The organism is Halobacteria archaeon AArc-dxtr1 (genome assembly GCA_025517425.1).
Lineage (GTDB): Archaea > Halobacteriota > Halobacteria > Halobacteriales > Natrialbaceae > Halostagnicola.
On the sequence record JAOPJY010000001.1, the window covers coordinates 503,018 to 518,235 of the forward strand.

At 65.8% G+C, this 15,218-nt stretch carries 15 protein-coding genes; 8 read left to right on the forward strand and 7 right to left on the reverse strand.

The window, feature by feature from the left end:
* Positions 1-173 precede the first annotated feature (173 nt).
* Positions 174-449, forward strand: a complete 276-nt coding sequence (locus OB905_02650; protein MCU4924884.1) for a PadR family transcriptional regulator — start codon at positions 174-176, stop codon at positions 447-449.
* A gap of 304 nt (positions 450-753) precedes the next feature.
* A complete protein-coding gene (locus OB905_02655) occupies positions 754-1,755 on the forward strand; it encodes a DUF1616 domain-containing protein (GenBank protein ID MCU4924885.1) in 1,002 nt (333 codons plus the stop codon).
* A gap of 194 nt (positions 1,756-1,949) precedes the next feature.
* On the opposite strand, the gene OB905_02660 is transcribed toward OB905_02655, so the two are convergent.
* Entirely contained in the window at positions 1,950-2,483 is a 534-nt protein-coding gene (locus OB905_02660; GenBank protein MCU4924886.1) for a hypothetical protein, read from the reverse strand.
* Between the two features lie 401 nt (positions 2,484-2,884).
* Between OB905_02660 and OB905_02665 the strand changes: the two genes are divergently transcribed.
* From OB905_02665 to OB905_02690, 6 genes are read left to right on the forward strand one after another with little or no spacing between them, the layout of a single operon-like run.
* Positions 2,885-3,463 carry an N-acetyltransferase gene (locus tag OB905_02665; GenBank protein MCU4924887.1) on the forward strand — a complete coding sequence of 193 codons (579 nt, stop codon included), beginning with the start codon at positions 2,885-2,887 and terminating at the stop codon, positions 3,461-3,463.
* Positions 3,460-4,569 (forward strand): DegT/DnrJ/EryC1/StrS family aminotransferase, encoded by a 1,110-nt coding sequence (locus tag OB905_02670; protein MCU4924888.1) that lies wholly within the window; start codon positions 3,460-3,462, stop codon positions 4,567-4,569. The genes OB905_02665 and OB905_02670 overlap by 4 nt, the downstream gene beginning before the upstream one ends.
* Positions 4,566-5,555 (forward strand): Gfo/Idh/MocA family oxidoreductase, encoded by a 990-nt coding sequence (locus OB905_02675; protein ID MCU4924889.1) that lies wholly within the window; start codon positions 4,566-4,568, stop codon positions 5,553-5,555. The genes OB905_02670 and OB905_02675 overlap by 4 nt, the downstream gene beginning before the upstream one ends.
* Positions 5,552-7,018 carry a nucleotide sugar dehydrogenase gene (locus OB905_02680; protein MCU4924890.1) on the forward strand — a complete coding sequence of 489 codons (1,467 nt, stop codon included), beginning with the start codon at positions 5,552-5,554 and terminating at the stop codon, positions 7,016-7,018. The genes OB905_02675 and OB905_02680 overlap by 4 nt, the downstream gene beginning before the upstream one ends.
* Complete coding sequence (locus OB905_02685) at positions 7,018-8,181, forward strand: glycosyltransferase (protein MCU4924891.1); 1,164 nt, start codon at positions 7,018-7,020, stop codon at positions 8,179-8,181. The genes OB905_02680 and OB905_02685 overlap by 1 nt, the downstream gene beginning before the upstream one ends.
* 31 nt (positions 8,182-8,212) lie before the next feature.
* Entirely contained in the window at positions 8,213-9,130 is a 918-nt protein-coding gene (locus OB905_02690) for a glycosyltransferase (GenBank protein ID MCU4924892.1), read from the forward strand.
* Positions 9,131-9,362: 232 nt separating this feature from the next.
* Here the strand turns inward: OB905_02690 and OB905_02695 are convergent, their stop codons facing one another.
* From OB905_02695 to OB905_02720, 6 genes are all read right to left on the reverse strand, one after another.
* On the reverse strand, positions 9,363-10,076 hold the full coding sequence (locus OB905_02695; GenBank protein MCU4924893.1) for a hypothetical protein: 714 nt from the start codon (positions 10,074-10,076) through the stop codon (positions 9,363-9,365).
* Between the two features lie 140 nt (positions 10,077-10,216).
* Positions 10,217-11,206: an NAD-dependent epimerase/dehydratase family protein gene (locus tag OB905_02700; GenBank protein MCU4924894.1), complete on the reverse strand. Its 990-nt coding sequence runs from the start codon at positions 11,204-11,206 to the stop codon at positions 10,217-10,219.
* 10 nt (positions 11,207-11,216) lie between these two features.
* Positions 11,217-12,224, reverse strand: a complete 1,008-nt coding sequence (locus OB905_02705; GenBank protein MCU4924895.1) for a DUF362 domain-containing protein — start codon at positions 12,222-12,224, stop codon at positions 11,217-11,219.
* Positions 12,221-13,324, reverse strand: a complete 1,104-nt coding sequence (locus OB905_02710) for a Gfo/Idh/MocA family oxidoreductase (protein ID MCU4924896.1) — start codon at positions 13,322-13,324, stop codon at positions 12,221-12,223. Before OB905_02710 ends, OB905_02705 begins: the two co-directional genes overlap by 4 nt.
* Before the next feature lie 137 nt (positions 13,325-13,461).
* The gene (locus OB905_02715) at positions 13,462-14,154 is read right to left on the reverse strand and encodes a hypothetical protein (GenBank protein MCU4924897.1); all 693 of its coding nucleotides are present in this window, start codon (positions 14,152-14,154) and stop codon (positions 13,462-13,464) included.
* A gap of 86 nt (positions 14,155-14,240) precedes the next feature.
* Positions 14,241-15,173, reverse strand: coding sequence for a polysaccharide deacetylase family protein (locus OB905_02720; GenBank protein MCU4924898.1), 933 nt, complete (start codon positions 15,171-15,173; stop codon positions 14,241-14,243).
* Positions 15,174-15,218: the final 45 nt, after the last annotated feature.

The following is a 15,218-nucleotide window of genomic DNA, read 5'->3' on the forward strand; positions in this document are numbered from 1 at the left end:
GTTGCACGGCCGAACGCAGTACGGGACAGCTCTCAGCTGTTGTGAACGCGCGCTATTCGCGTACGAAACCAGATCGTTTCAGCGACAGAAATGATCCCGAAGACTGTCTTGAAACTGCTGTATGATACGGATAACAAATATCTACTCAACGGAACGGTCAACGCGATTGAGCAATGCACGACCTCACAGGCTTCCAGCGCGACCTCCTGTACGTGATCGCCGGTGCCGATCGACCGTCGGGACAGGACGTCAAAGACGAAGTCGAGACGTACTACAGCTCCGAGATCAATCACGGTCGGCTGTATCCGAACCTCGATACGCTCGTCAACAAGGAGCTCGTCGAGAAGGGACAGCTCGACCGGCGGACCAACTACTACGCGATCACCGACGCCGGCAGAGAACGGATCGACGACCGTCGCGAGTGGGAGTCCCAGTACGTCGAGCTCTAGCCAGCAAGATCGGCCGACGCCCGGTGCGAGCAGACACGCGGGGTGATAGCGATCCTTACGCCCAACGACCGATGCATACTGTAGCGTCTGCTACTGGCATAGGGTCTACTGCCGACGTGACGTCTACCGCCGACCTGACGTCCACTTCTGACGTGGCGTCTGCTGCCGACAGCATCCCGGCCGTACGCGAGCGGGAAGCCCGTAGCGCGGACATAACAAAGCCACACATAGACTACTTCTCGGATGATTCACGCATGGATGAGATGCCGTTCCGACGTTCGTCTCGACTGGTGATTCGCTACCCATGAGTCTCAGAGAACGAACGATTCCCCACGTTGGATTCGTGTTTCAGTATCCACTCGATCTGGCACTCGTTTCGCTGGCAACGCTGGCTCTCGCCGCCGCACTCGTCGTGACGACACTGCCGAGTTCGGTAGCGCTGCTGGTCACCTTGCCGTTTGTCTTCTTCTTGCCAGGCTACGCGCTCGTTTCCGTCCTCTTTCCCGCGCAAGCCCGCCGCGCCAGTCAGGTCACGGCGAACGACGCCGAGCGGCGGCCAGGGGGGATCGATACGGTAGAGCGCCTGGCGCTCTCGTTTGCCCTCTCGCTGACGGTCGTGATCGTGGCCGGAATAGCGCTCCCGGCGACCGAGTGGGGACTGGGGCTGGAACCGATCGTCGCTGCTCTCGGCGGGTTCACGATCGTCTTCGCGCAGCTGGGTGCCATTCGACGCCTTCGCGTCCCCGCCGCCCAGCGGTACCGCGTTGCCCCACAGGAAGCCGTTCGACGCGCACTCGATTCCCAAGAGGGAACGCTCCATATGGCGTCGTCGATCGTCCTCGTCGTGGCGATTCTGGCTGCGGCTGGCGCGTTGCTGTTCGCGTTTGCCGCCCCACTTTCGGGCAGCGAGTTCACCACTCTCGCGACGCTCTCGGAGGACAACGACGGCGAGCTTGTTGCGGGCGAGCTGCCGGACGAAGTCTTTCCGGGCCAGTCGGTGCCGTTCACCACGGTGATCGAAAACTACGAGGGTGAGACGACCGACTACGAAGTAGTCGTCCAACAGCAGTACTTCGAGGACGGCGAGATCACTGATCGAGCGGAGTTAACGACCGCCAGTGAAACCGTCGAAGACGGCGACGTCGCCGAGATCGATACCGAGATAACGCCGACCGCTGACGACGGCGAAACGGTCAGAGTCAGCGTGTTGCTCTACGAGGACGAGCCACCGGACGAACCCACGAACCAGAACGCGATGGAGGACACGTACTTCTGGCTCACCGTCTCGTCGACGCAGTCGGCGTAACGGAACCGATGTTCTTGGCGCTGTGGCGTTTTCGGCTTCACCGACTAGCGGTCGAGCCTATTTTGCCGTGGGAACTGTGCCGGGAGGGGCCGGCTGGCGTGAGCCGTCGGCAGTTGGAATCGGTGTGGCGCGAGAAGTTGCGGTGTCGAGTGGTGTGGTCGACCAGCGGTCGATACCGGTTCTGCGGCGATCGATTACTCGATGATCGACGAGCCAAACCGAAGTGATCGCGATCGCGATAGGTTCTGTACGACGGCGATCGCGAGAGTGAGCACGCAACAGGCGAACACGACCAGCGGGATCGCCCAGACGCCGAGTGGGCCAATCGAGAGCCACGAAAAGGCAAGGGCAAGCAACGTGGCTCCGGAGACGGTTGCGTAGAGATACTGCCACTCTCGGGACTCGCCGATGCTTCGGTCCAGGTACGGCTCGAACGTTTCCTCGTTCGGGAGCAGTTCGATCGCGTGTGTGTTGGGGTCCCAGTCGACAACCCCATGATCTTCGAGCATCGGCAGATGCGTCTGATACAGGGAGATGTAGACCCGCCTGCGCTGGGTCCGGGACACCGCATCCGGGTTGAGATCGTTCTCCCAGGCGGCGACGTGTTCGACCAGCGCTGAGAGGTCACACGACCCGCCGGTTTGTTTGAGGTACTCCACGGTTCGTCGTCGCCGGGCGTTGCTGAATACGTCGAACAGCTCGGCTTGTGTGAGTTCGCCGTCAGTCATCGGTATCACCGCTGTGTCGGAGGCGCTCCCGTCGGCACGACGGGCGTGGTCGAGTACGGCACATCGAGTAGTGCGTGTGCGTGACACTTGACTATCACACTGCTACCCCTGCTAAACCAGTTTGTACCCATCAGAGCCTGTGAGTGACGCACAATCCGACCGCTCCGTGCATTTCTGTATGTCAAGAGATGAATATTCAGTTCGTTGAACTGCACGATCTGCCCGTTGTAACCTCATCCCGGCCCGACTGTAGCAGACGGCTACGAGGGCGTCAAGGCGGGGATAACAAAGGCCCGATCCAGGCAGTATCCGGGTAACGGCCCACGATGGGCAGTGAGTACTGTGCAGGAGTATACCACACGTTTCAACGAGACGACTGGGCGAGGCCAGAGAGGGATAGCATGACCGCGACCTACCGCGGCGAGGAGTGTACGATCGACGAGACGGCTATCGTCGGTTACGGCGAGTTCGACGAGCCGACGCGGATCGGTGACGGTGCGACGATCCGGGCCGGGTCGATCGTCTACGGCGACGTGACGATCGGCGACGGGTTCGCCACCGGTCACGACGCGGTGATCAGAGAGGAGACGACGATCGGCGACGACGTCCTCGTCGGCACCAAGACGGTGATCGACGGCCAGACGTCGATCGGTTCGCACGTGAGCCTTCAGACCGGCGTCTACGTGCCGACCGATACGACGATCGGCGACAACGTCTTCGTCGGGCCTCGCGCCGTCCTGACGAACGACGCGTATCCGGTCCGCACGGACGCGGATCTGGTCGGTCCGACGATCGAGGACGGCGCGTCGATCGGTGCCAACGCGACCCTGCTGCCGGGCGTGACGATCGGCGAAAACGCCTTCGTGGCGGCGGGCGCCGTGGTCACCGACGACGTCCCCCCGAACACGCTCGCGGTGGGATCGCCTGCCCAGACCGAAGTGCTCCCCGGACCCCTGGAGGGGCCGAACCAACTCGCATGAGCGACGTCCCGATTGCGGATCCGGAGGTAGGAGAGGCTGCCGCCGACCGCGTTCACTCGGTGCTCGCGGACGGCCGTCTCGCCGACGGGCCGGAAGTCCGTGCCTTCGAGTCCGAGTTCGCCGCCTACTGCGACGCAGACCACGGCGTCGCCACGTCGAACGGAACCACCGCCTTGCAGACGGCCCTGGAAGCGCTTGGCGTCTCGCGGGGCGATGCCGTCATCACGTCGCCCTTTTCGTTCGTCGCGAGTGCGAACGCGATCCGCCACGCTGGCGCCATCCCCGTCTTCGCGGACATCGACCCGGAGACGTACACGATCGATCCCGAGGCTGTCGCCGAGATCGTCCGGCGTCGTGAGGACGTCGTCGGGCTTCTCCCGGTCCACCTCTACGGGCTGGCAGCCGACATGGACCGCCTCGGGGAGATCGCCGACGATCACGACCTCTTCGTCGTCGAGGACGCCTGCCAGGCCCACGGCGCGGCGATCGACGGCGAGCGCGTCGGAACGATCGGCGACGCCGCCTGCTTCTCGTTTTACCCGACCAAGAACATGACGACCGGCGAGGGCGGCATCATCACGACCGACGACGAGCGCCTCGCCGAGCGCGCAGCCGGCTACGTCAATCACGGCCGGATCGAGACCGACGGCGGACGGTACGACCACGTCGAGCTGGGGCATAACCACCGGATGACGAGCCTCGCGGCGGCGATCGGCCGCACCCAGTTAGAGCGACTCCCCGCGTTCAACGAGGCTCGACGCGAGAACGCCGCCGCCTACGACGAGGCCCTCGCCGAGCTCCCGGTCGAAACCCCGACGGTACCCGACGGGTACCGACACGTCTACCACCAGTACACGATCCGGACCGGTGAGCGCGACGGCCTCCAGGAGGCCCTCGCAGAGCGCGGGATCGGCGCGAGCGTCTACTACGAGACGCCGATCCACCGCCAGCCGGCCTACGAGACCGTAAGCACCGCCGCGACGAGCTGTCCCGAAGCCGATCGCGCTGCCGAGACGGTTCTCTCGCTGCCGGTCCACCCGAACGTCAGCGACGACGACCGGGACGCCGTCGTTCGGGCGATTTCGGACTACTTCGATCCCTCATGACAGACTACCGCCCACCACGTAACGACTCGACCCCCCTCCGAATCGGCGTCATCGGCGTCGGCTCGATGGGAGAGAACCACGCCCGCGTCTACGCCGAGCTCCGCGACGTCGAGCTCGCGGGTGTCACCGACCAGAATCGCGACCTCGCTCGGGAGGTTGCCCACCGGTATGGTACCGAGGCACGCTCATTCGAGGAGCTGCTCTCGGCCTGTGACGCCGTCACCGTCGCCGTCCCCACGCACGCCCACGAGGAGGTGGTCTCCGCCTGCCTCGATGCCGGCGTCCACGTTTTGGTCGAGAAACCGATCGCCGACTCGGTCGAGGCGGCCCGTCGGCTCGCCGAGCGCGCCCAGCAGGCCGGACTCGTCCTCCAGGTCGGCCACATCGAGCGGTTCAACCCTGCAGTCGGCGCTCTGGGGGACCTGCTCGACGACCACGAGATCATCGCGGTCGATGCCAATCGCCTCGGACCACCCGTCGACCGGGAGGGGACCGACGGCGTCGTCGCCGATCTGATGGTCCACGACGTCGACATCGTCGGCTCGATCTTCGGCGGGCGTCCGGACGAGATCACGGCCTCGGCTGCCGAGGACGGCCAGTACGCCACCGCGACGATGCGCTTCGACGACGTCGTGGCCTCGCTGACCGCGAGTCGGGTCACCCAGAAGAAGGTCCGCAAGCTCACGGTGACGACCACAGAGTGTCTCATCGAGGTCGACTACTTGGAGCAGTCGGTGTTGATTCACCGCGACTCCTACCCATCCTACGTCACCGACGACGGCACGAACCGGTACCGCCACGAGAGCGTGGTTGAACGTCCCCGAATCGACAACGGAGAACCGCTGCGCCACGAGCTCGAGTCGTTCGTCGAGGCGGTCAAAACCGGCTCGGAGCCCGTGGTGACCGCAGAAGACGGCATCCGCGCGCTCCAGACGATAACACGAATCGAGCGCCGGGTCGGCGCCGACGAGGTGGTCGTGCAATGACGGACGCGATCGAGGTGGCTCCCTACGATGCTGACGGCGATGACGACAGAATCAGCGAGGCGTTCGCCGCCGGAGAGATTCCGGTAGCGGTCTACGGACTCGGGAAGATGGGCCTTCCCCTTGCGGCCGTCTACGCCGAGACGGCGGGGAATGTGACCGGCGTCGACGTCGACCCCGACGTCGTCGGCACCGTCTCCCGCGGCGAGAGCCACGTCGACGGCGAACCCGGACTCGACGAGCTAGTTGCCGACCAGGTCGACGCCGGACGGCTGACGGCGACGACAGACGGCGCCGCGGCCGCCTCGCAGGCGCGAATCCACGTCATCATCGTCCCGACGCTACTCGACGAGAACCAGCAGCCGGACCTCTCGACGATTGAAGCGGTCGTCGACGACATCGCGACCGGTCTCCAGCCCGGCGATCTCGTCATCGCCGAGTCGACGCTCCCACCAGGAACCTGCCGGGACGTGATCCGCCCTCACCTCGCCGCCGAGAGCGGAATCTCTGCGGATGCGTTCGGCGTCGCGTTCTGCCCGGAGCGGACCTCCTCGGGGCGCGCGTTACAGGATATTCGGGGCGCCTACCCCAAGGTCGTCGGCGGCGTCGACGCCGAGAGCACCCGGGCCGCCGCGCTGGTGTACGACGAACTCTCAGCCAACGAGATACACGCCGTCTCCGACGCCACCACCGCAGAGGCGGTGAAGGTCTTCGAGGGGATCTACCGCGACGTCAACATCGGGCTGGCAAACGAGCTCGCCCGCGTCTGCGAGTCCTTTGGTGTCTCCGCGCGCGAGGCGTTCGCGACCGCCAACGACCTCCCGATGTGCCAGCTCCACGATCCCGGTCCGGGCGTCGGGGGCCACTGCATCCCCTTCTACCCCCACTTCGTGCTCTCGCAGGCCGACGAGATGCCGATCACCCGCGCGGCTCGCGAGGTCAACGACGGGATGCCGGGCGTGACCGTCGACCACCTCGAAGCCGAACTCGCGGCCGTCGGTACGCCGCTGTCTACCGCACGCGTTGCCGTCCTCGGGATCACCTACCGCCCCGAAATCGAAGAGACCCGCGCCTCGCCGGGCGTCGACGTGGTCACCGAACTCCGCGAGCGCGGCGCGACCGTCTTCGGCGCCGATCCGATGGTCGATCCGGCCGAATTTGGAGCCGAACCGGTCCGGATCGACGATCTCACAGAGCACGAGTTGGACGCTGCCGTGCTGGTGACGCCCCACGAGGCGTTCGCCGCGATCGACTGGCCGGCGCTCGACCCGATGGTCGTCGTCGACGGCCGCGACGCCCTCGAGTTAGGCGAGACGGACCACCGGGTGTTCACGCTCGGCGGCTCGGAGTCCGGGAGCGGTCCGGCCGCCGAGACTGGACGCGCCGACGGTCGAACGCAGCCGGCCGAGCACACGCCGGACAGACGCGTGCTTACGGCCGATTCGGCCGACGGGGGTGAGGACTGATGTACCGCGGTCGGAGCGTCGGCGTCGTCGTGACTGCCTACAACGAGGCGTCGTTCGTCGGCCGCGTCATCGAGACCGTCCCCGACTTCGTCGACCGCGTCTACGCCGTCGACGACGCTTCGCCCGACGACTCCTGGGACGTGATTCAGGACGTCGCCGAGCGACTGAACGGGGGCTCGCGATCCCATCCAGAGCCGGCGATCACTGACGGCGGCGACGACCGGTTCGTCGTCCCGATCCGCCACGACGAGAACCGCGGCTACGGCGGGGCCGTCAAAACCGGTTACGAGCGCGCCGCAGCCGACGGGATCGACGTCGTCGCGGTGCTGAACGGCGACGGGCAGATGGACCCTGCCATCTTGGATCGGATTATCGACCCGGTCGTCTCCGGCGAGGCCGACTACGCGAAGGGCAACCGGCTGCTCGATTCGGACGACCGTGGTGGGATGTCGACGTTCCGGTTCATCGGCAACGCAATGCTCTCTGGGCTCTCGAAGTTCGCGGCCGGCTACTGGTCGATTAGCGACCCACAGAACGGGTACACGGCGATCTCCCGGGAGGCGATCGAGAGCCTCGACCTTGACGCGATCACGGACAACTACGGCTTTCTCAATCACCTGCTTACCCACTTGAACGTCGAAGGGTTTCGAGTTGCTGACGTACCGATGACGGCCGTCTACGGCGACGAGGAGAGCAGTATTCGGTACGTTCCGTTCATCAGATTCGTCTCGTTGCTGTTGCTTCGCAGCTTCCTCTTCCGGCTCCGACAGCGGTACGTCGTCCAGCAGTTCCACCCCACCGTGGTCTTCTACGGCGCCGGGAGTGCCGGCCTGCTGGCTAGCGTCGGCGGCGCGGTTGCGGCAGGAAAGCGCGCTATGGGCGACAGCGACGGCGACGGCGTCCTTGCCTCGCTCATCTCGGTGCTTACCCTGCTCGTGGGTGCGGTGGCACTTGGCGCTGCCATCGCGATGGACGCCGCCGAAAACGCCTCCCTCGAGACGACGGTCGAACGCGAGCGTGCGGCCGGCCCAGAGCCGACTGGCGACGCGGTCGACTCGCCGCGGACGAGCGGTGCCGTCGGACCGACTGGCTCCGGCGGGACGGCAGCCGCCGACGGGGGAACCGAACGACCGGCCGCGGAGCGCTCGGAAGGTGCTGATTAACCAAGCCCCGCGACGGCACCTACTCTCCTGAATGCGTGTACTCACCCTGACCAACAGCGTCGACGCGCCGTTTCTGACCCAGCAGCTGTCGGCGCTCGAGCGCCGTGGCGTCTCCTTTACCGTCGAGGCCGTCGACGGCACGGTGACGTCGACGACCTCGCGGGGCCCGGTCGACTACCTGCGATATCTGCCGTCGGTGCTCCGAGAGTCCCTCGGGGAGTACGATCTGGTCCACGCCCACTACGGCCTCCTGGGACCCGTTGCGCTGGCTCAACTGCGCCGACCGGTCGTCCTCTCGTTGTGGGGATCGGATCTCTACGGTCCCGTCGAGCCGATCAGCCGGCTCTCGGCGCCGCTCTGCGACGAGGTGGTTGTCATGTCTGAGCAGATGCGGACGGATCTGGGACGGGAGTGCACCGTCATCCCCGACGGCGTCAACCTCTCCCAGTTCGAACCCGAGCCTCAGGACGAAGCGCGAGAGACCGTGGGATGGGACGCAGAGGCGGCAAACGTCCTCTTTCCCTACCCGCCGGATCGGGAAGTCAAAAACTATCCGCGCGCCGAGCGGGTCGTCCACGCAGTCGATGACTTGGTCGACCAGCCAGTCCGCTTGCAGACGATCTCCGGCGTCGACCACGACGACGTCTCGACCTACATGAGCGCGGCCGACGCGCTGATTCTAACCTCTCACAGCGAGGGGTCGCCGAACTCCGTCAAGGAAGCGATGGCCTGCAACCTCCCCGTGGTTGCCGCCGACGTCGGCGACGTGCGCGAGCGTCTCGACGGCGTGGATCCCTCCGCCGTCGGTAGTACGGACGCCGAACTGATTGACGGACTGCGGGAAGTCTTAGAGCGCGGCGAGCGCTCGAATGGTCGGGAAGCCGCCCGCGAGGTGAGCGTCGAGCACACTGCCGAGGCGATGCTCGACGTCTACGAGCGCGTGGCGTGAGACTGACGTCTATACTGGGTTTGAGATCTACGAGCTTCTCTTGGTTTGCCATGTGAGCGTGCAAACCGACCCTTTGCTCTGGCTCGAGCAAAAGCACTCCTCGCTCCCGTTGGTCGGTCGGCCCGCTCGCTTCGCCCGTGGTGAGTACAACGTGACCGCCTCTACTGATCAGGGTGACCTTCCCGAACCCAGTGAAAACAACAGCAGTGATCTGTTTACGATACGTTATTGATCAAAAGCACTGGAGGAGGTCTCCGTCTTCGACCGGATCGAGCGTCTCGTCGAAGGTGGATTCCCCATTCTCGTCTTCGTCAAATGTGTACTCTGCATCCGACCGGACGATTCCCGTCTCGTCGATTCCATACACCGACACTTCGCCAAGGTGATCGCTGGCGATTCCTCCTTCTCCGTCCTGATTCCTCGATTCGACACCAAAACCGAACTCGATTTTGATTGCGGTGATTTCGTCGTGGTCGAGTACCCGCGTATCGTTTTCGTGAATCCCGAATGAGATCATGACTGCCCTTCTCGGGGACTCGTATCTCGACACAGCCCAATTGTTCGAATAGGCTCGTTCGTACTCGTACACGTACTCGATCAGTGATTGCTCGTCGAAGGCTGTGGGTGGATCGGGATATGGTTCGATACCGGTACTATGGAACTCGTTTATTTCGCCATCTTCGCTTTCTAATTCCACCGTCGTACAGATCTCGCCGGTCGGCTCCGGACGTTCCGCGTTCGCACAGTCGCGGCGACCAGCGACCGAGTCTGGATCGGGATCTGCCGACCCGGTGGTGATGTCGTCGTTCCACTCCGATCGATGCGTACAGCCCGGGACGCCCTCGTCGCCGCTACTCCCGGAAAGCGACTCGAGGTCTGCGAGACAGCCGCTGACACCGAGCACAGCGCCTGCGCTGCTTGCGGCGAGGAGGGATCGGCGGTTCATGTCGGAGAATAAGAGAGATCCGTGTAAATAGCTACTCCAAGGTAAAAGCACGATTGTTCCTATCGCGATCGGTCGCTGTACAACATCTACTGAACGCCAGTGCGTTCAGGAGCGTGTGGGTCCTCTCCGACTTTCGAACGTTACTGCGACCGGTACCACGCCATTGCGTCGGGAACGTGGGCCTCGATCGGCTCGTAGGTGTAGCCGAGTTTGTCGTGGGCCTTCTCGGAGGTGTAGAAGAGCGGTTCGGTCGACAGCCGAGCCATCTCGCTGTCGAAGGGAAACACCCGGCGACCGGTGGCCGAGCCAACGACCTCGGCGACCGGCCCGGCCGCGTGGATTGCGGTTGCGGGCACCCGAATCCGAGCCGGCGAGCCGCCGGTCTGGTCGGCGATCCGGGAGACGGCCCGGTCGAAGCGCAGGTTCTCGCCGCCTAAGATGTAGTGCTCGCCGTTCTCGCCTTCCTCGTACGCTGCGAGAATGCCGTCGACGACGTCCGAGACGCCGACGATACTGACGCCGCCGGGAAGATGGATGGGCATCGTCGGCTCGGTCGCCATCGCGAGCAGCCCGCCCGTGAACGTCTCGTCGCCGGGGCCGAAGATCGAGGTGGGGTGGACCGTGACGGCCTCGCCCGCGGTCTCGGCGTACTCGTCGACGAGCACCTCCGCACGGGCCTTCGAGCGCTGGTAGGCGCCGACCGGCGGCGCCAGGTCGGTCTCGTCGGCGACGCCGCCCGACTCGCTCGGGCGTCGGGTCCCCGCGGTGCTGGTAAAGACCAGCCGTCCCGCGTCGGCGTCGGCACAGGCGCCGAGAACGCGTCTGGTCCCCTCGACGTTCACCTGCTCGACGGTTTCGTCGTCGGCGCTCCAGAGGCCGATTCCAGCCAGGTGGAAGACGGCGTCCGCGCCGTCGACGAGCTCGCGAATCGGCTCGGCGTCGCCCTCGGCGATGTCGCCGACGTGCCACTCGACCGCCTCTCCGAGCGGACTGCGGTCCGAACGCTCTCGGCAGAGGCCCCGAACCTCCCAGCCGTCTGCGAGCAACTGCTCGCAGAGGGTGGTCCCGAGGAAGCCGGTCGCTCCGGTGACTGCGGCGGTTCGGGTCACCGTGACACCTCCCGAGTGCACTGGGAGGGGTTCATGAAGATCCCTCCGACTCGGCCGTCGTCTCGTCCGCTGTGGTCGTCTCCTGTGCCAGCTGGGGCGGCACCGCGTCGCCGCTGACCGTCGCGTAGAGTCCGTAAGCGAGACTCACGGCAGGGTGGGTCTCGTCCGCGGGCGGGAGCTCGCCCGACGGGGCGTCGTCCGACAGCTCCGCGAGGGCACCGCCCTCAACTCGGACGGACACACCGTCCCCGGCGAACGCGGCCGAGAGGGCCCCGTCAGCGCCACTCGACCGGTCGAGCAGATCGGCGCCGACCGCGTCGACCCCCGCCGGCTCGCCGGCCAGGAGGGCGTCGCCGGCGAACGGTTCGCCGCCGAAGATCGTCGTCGCGTCCAGCAGGGCGAGCGCGGGAGCTGCCGCCTGCGTGGCCGCGTAGGCCGCCCGGCCGGATTCGGCCTCGCTCTCGACGTGTCGGCCGAGCGCCCGCATCGCGCCGGCGACCGGGCCGTCGCGGGTCGGGCGCAGCGTCGGGACGACGACGACAGTCGCTTCGAGCAGCGCCTCGGGAACCGTTATCGCGATCGCGTCCTCGCCGCCCTCCCCGTCCGGTATCGACACCTCGGCCCACGCGTCCGGTTCGGTCGAGAGGTCGCGCAGCTCTGCACTCCGTCGGTCGCAGACGCTCGTGTAGTCGACGTGTGCCGCCGTCCGGTCGAACGCGATCCGCTCGTCCGACGAGCCGGCGACCGACAGCGACGCAGCCGTCTCCCGGTCGAGGTGGCCGAGCACGGCGTCGACGACTGCGGGGTCGGTGATCATCCCCGAGGAGGGGTGGTAGGGGTAGTGTGCGTCGGGGACGACGACGATCTCCTCGGCCTCGCGAAGCTCGCCGAGTGCGGGTTCGAGCAACGTTTCGATGGCTGCCTCGAACGTGGCCGACCGAGCGTCGAGCGACGGCTGCCAGCCGCGGCGATCACCGCTTTTTCCGGTCGTCGGGCCGACGCGTTCGGCTCGAACGCGACCCGGGGTCTGGGAGCTCACGGCGACACCTCCATGGCGTCGCGTTCGGGTGCATCCGCCGCGAGCTCGTACACCTGTTCGGCCAGTTCGAGGGTTCGCAGGCCCTGTGAACCCGAGACAGGCGGCGTCTCGTCGGCTCGCACCGCGTCCACGAAGTCCTCGAGTGCCGCGTAGTGTGCCCGTAGGAAGAACGTCGGGCCGAACACCTCGGGATCGCGTCGGCGGAGCCGGCTGGCGACGTTCGAAAGCGCCGACCCGGCCGCACTCGCGTAGAAGTTTCCGGGGAGGTACGTCTCGTTCTCGATCGTCCCCGTGATCCCCTCGAGCTGGAGCCGGGTGTTTACCTCCGGCAGCTCCTCCCACTGGTAGGAGCCACAGTGCAGCGTGATCGTCGTCTCCGTCTCCGGAGCCCGCATGAGCGCGGTCGCCGCGTCCTCGACGTCCGTCTCGAGCGTCCGGTCGATCGTGGCGTCACGGACCTCGAGCGGGCCGAAGAGCCACTCCAAGACGTCGAAGCAGTGGACGCCGAGCTCGAGGACGCTGCCGCCGCCGGCAGCCTCCGAATCGAGCGCCCACTCCGCGGGCGGCTCCGTTGCGGGCGGGCGGCCGAGTGGACCGTCGTTGAGCCGTACCATCGAGGCGTAGGGAACGTGGCCGACGCGACGTTCCTCGAAGGCTTCCTTGACGCCGACCAGGTCCGGCTGGTACCGGAGCGTGTGGTCGACGCCGACGTGGATGCCGGCCTCGTCGGCGGTCGCGAGCATCGCTTCGGCCTCCTCGGTCGAGCGTGCGAGGGGTTTCTCGACGAAGACGTCGACACCCCACTCGGCAGCCTGCTCGACGGCGTCGCGGTGGAGAAACGGTGGGAGCGCGACCACCGCGGCGTCGATCTGCTCACCGTCCGCCTCGAACAGCGCCGTGTAGTCGTCGTAGATCGATTCGACGCCCAGATCGCTCGCCCGCGTGCGATTCTCGGGGACCGCATCGGCGACCGCGGCGACGGAGACGCCGTCCATCGCGAGCGCGGCTTTCAGGTGAACACGGCCGATGTTCCCGACGCCGAGGATCGCAAGCGAGAGGCTGTCAGAATTCTGCCATCGGTTCGAAAGTAACGCGTGCATCTGCACGAGAGCGAACCGGCTGCGGGCTTTGTTATCGGCGTCATACCCGCGAGCACTGGCTCATAGGGCATCCCTTCCACTGATCGCGGTGAAACGGGAACGTACAGCTGGCGGACGCTGATCGGACGACGGCTCGGCTACAAACACGCGAGCAGGTCGCCGTTCTCGATCGGGTCGAGTCGGTTCCCTCGCCCGATATCGCCGCGTTCCCCAACCGTGTGTTCGGGAGCAGCGGCCCGAACGATCCCCGTTTCGTCGACGCCATAGACCGCGATCGTCTCGACTGGATCCGTCGCACCGAGTCCGCCGCCGGTGACCTCGGTGTGGCCGACGCCGAATTCGAGGCCCACGACGGCGATGTCATCGTACCAGTCGAGGGGTTCGGTTTCGTCCTCCTCGAGCATCGCTCCACCCTCGACCACGCGGTCGCCGAATCTGAGAACCAGTTCGTTCTGACTGTACGCCCGTTCGTACTCCTCGACGAATGCTGCGACCACCTCGTCGTCGAACGAGGACGGTGGGTCCGGATACGACGCGACGCCCAGACTCTCGTAGGTCGTCGCTCCGTCTGCTGTCTGCACCTCGTGTTCGGCGCACACGTCGCCAGTTGGTTCTGGACGATTCGCGTCCGCGCAGTCCCAGCATCCGGCGATCGAGTCCGGGGCAGGATCACTGGGTCCTCCTGAACCGTCGTCCCACGACTCCACCTGGGAACAGTCTGAGACACCCTCATCGCCGTTATCGACCAGCGATTCGACGCCGTCGAGACAGCCACTCGCAGAGAGTACGGCGCCCGTAACGCCTGTGGTGAGAAGCGTCCGCCGTTTCATGACACACTGTGTGTCAGAGATCGATAAATAGCTACGCCAGACCCAAATGGATGTTTCACCCAGCGCATCTCGGTCCCCTTCCCGGCTTAACGCGTCTGTGCTGGCTTTGCGTTCCGTACTGAGCACGGACGAGCACCCTCGGCGATCGACCGCATCGTCTCGACGGTCACGCTTCCGTCCCGTCGACGCTGGTTGAGGTACTCGAGGATCGTCCGCATGCGGTGATCGTCGCGCTCGGTTACGAGGTTGTTCGGGTGCAGCCACATGTGGAAGACGGCGTCGTCGTCCGCCTCGGCCGCCTCGTCGATTCCCCGGCGAGCGAGCGCGACCATCGGGTCGTCCCAGACCGACTCGGCCACCGAGCGTACCGGCCCCTCACAGCCGAACAGGAACATCGAGGCCGGCACGTTTACCAGTCCGTACTCGTCTACGGTCGGCTCGACGAGCAGTGAGCCACCGCGCAAGGCGCGGACAATTCCGCGTGCCCCGTCCGGTGTCGGAGAGCGCCCGCGGTAGGCGCTCACACCGTGCTCGGCCAGCACGTCGCGGTGACCGACGTCGTTTCTGGGGTAGATAAACGAGTCGATCCGCTGCCCCCAGTCGTCGGCGGCGGCGACGCTGCGTTCGAGTTCGGTGTCGGCAATCTCCCGCGTGGTCGCCGGATTGCCGAACAGCACGTGGGAAAACGAGTGGCTCGCAAACTCGTGGTCGACCGGCGACTCGAGCAGCTCGGCGACGAGATCGGTGCCAAAGCGGAGGTCGGGACGGTCCTTCCACGCGCCGCGCTCGCGTTCGAACCAGCCCTCCGGCGTCGGGTGGGCGTCGTGTCGACCATCACAGGCGTCGAGCAGCAGGTGACCGACGACGGCCCACGTGGCCGGAATTCGAGTCTCCTCTAAGAGGTCGAGCATCGTTCGCCAGCCCCGACGGCCGGCTTCGACCCGTGCGGGCGGTGGCGATGCCAGGTCGTGAAACCCCCACCCGAGCTCGGCGTCGAGCGAGAGCACTACCCGTCCCATTCCACCCACCGTTTCAGTCTCATGCCTGCTCGATGTCCTGCGAAG

What these genes read in the sequence shown, in the direction of transcription:
- OB905_02720 (MCU4924898.1), bottom strand. Translation starts at nt 15,173, where the DNA reads ATGGGACGGGTAGTGCTCTCGCTCGACGCCGAGCTCGGGTGGGGGTTT.
- OB905_02660 (MCU4924886.1), bottom strand. Translation starts at nt 2,483, where the DNA reads ATGACTGACGGCGAACTCACACAAGCCGAGCTGTTCGACGTATTCAGC.
- OB905_02655 (MCU4924885.1), top strand. Translation starts at nt 754, where the DNA reads ATGAGTCTCAGAGAACGAACGATTCCCCACGTTGGATTCGTGTTTCAG.
- OB905_02715 (MCU4924897.1), bottom strand. Translation starts at nt 14,154, where the DNA reads ATGAAACGGCGGACGCTTCTCACCACAGGCGTTACGGGCGCCGTACTC.
- OB905_02690 (MCU4924892.1), top strand. Translation starts at nt 8,213, where the DNA reads ATGCGTGTACTCACCCTGACCAACAGCGTCGACGCGCCGTTTCTGACC.
- OB905_02685 (MCU4924891.1), top strand. Translation starts at nt 7,018, where the DNA reads ATGTACCGCGGTCGGAGCGTCGGCGTCGTCGTGACTGCCTACAACGAG.
- OB905_02650 (MCU4924884.1), top strand. Translation starts at nt 174, where the DNA reads ATGCACGACCTCACAGGCTTCCAGCGCGACCTCCTGTACGTGATCGCC.
- OB905_02680 (MCU4924890.1), top strand. Translation starts at nt 5,552, where the DNA reads ATGACGGACGCGATCGAGGTGGCTCCCTACGATGCTGACGGCGATGAC.
- OB905_02695 (MCU4924893.1), bottom strand. Translation starts at nt 10,076, where the DNA reads ATGAACCGCCGATCCCTCCTCGCCGCAAGCAGCGCAGGCGCTGTGCTC.
- OB905_02710 (MCU4924896.1), bottom strand. Translation starts at nt 13,324, where the DNA reads ATGCACGCGTTACTTTCGAACCGATGGCAGAATTCTGACAGCCTCTCG.
- OB905_02665 (MCU4924887.1), top strand. Translation starts at nt 2,885, where the DNA reads ATGACCGCGACCTACCGCGGCGAGGAGTGTACGATCGACGAGACGGCT.
- OB905_02675 (MCU4924889.1), top strand. Translation starts at nt 4,566, where the DNA reads ATGACAGACTACCGCCCACCACGTAACGACTCGACCCCCCTCCGAATC.
- OB905_02670 (MCU4924888.1), top strand. Translation starts at nt 3,460, where the DNA reads ATGAGCGACGTCCCGATTGCGGATCCGGAGGTAGGAGAGGCTGCCGCC.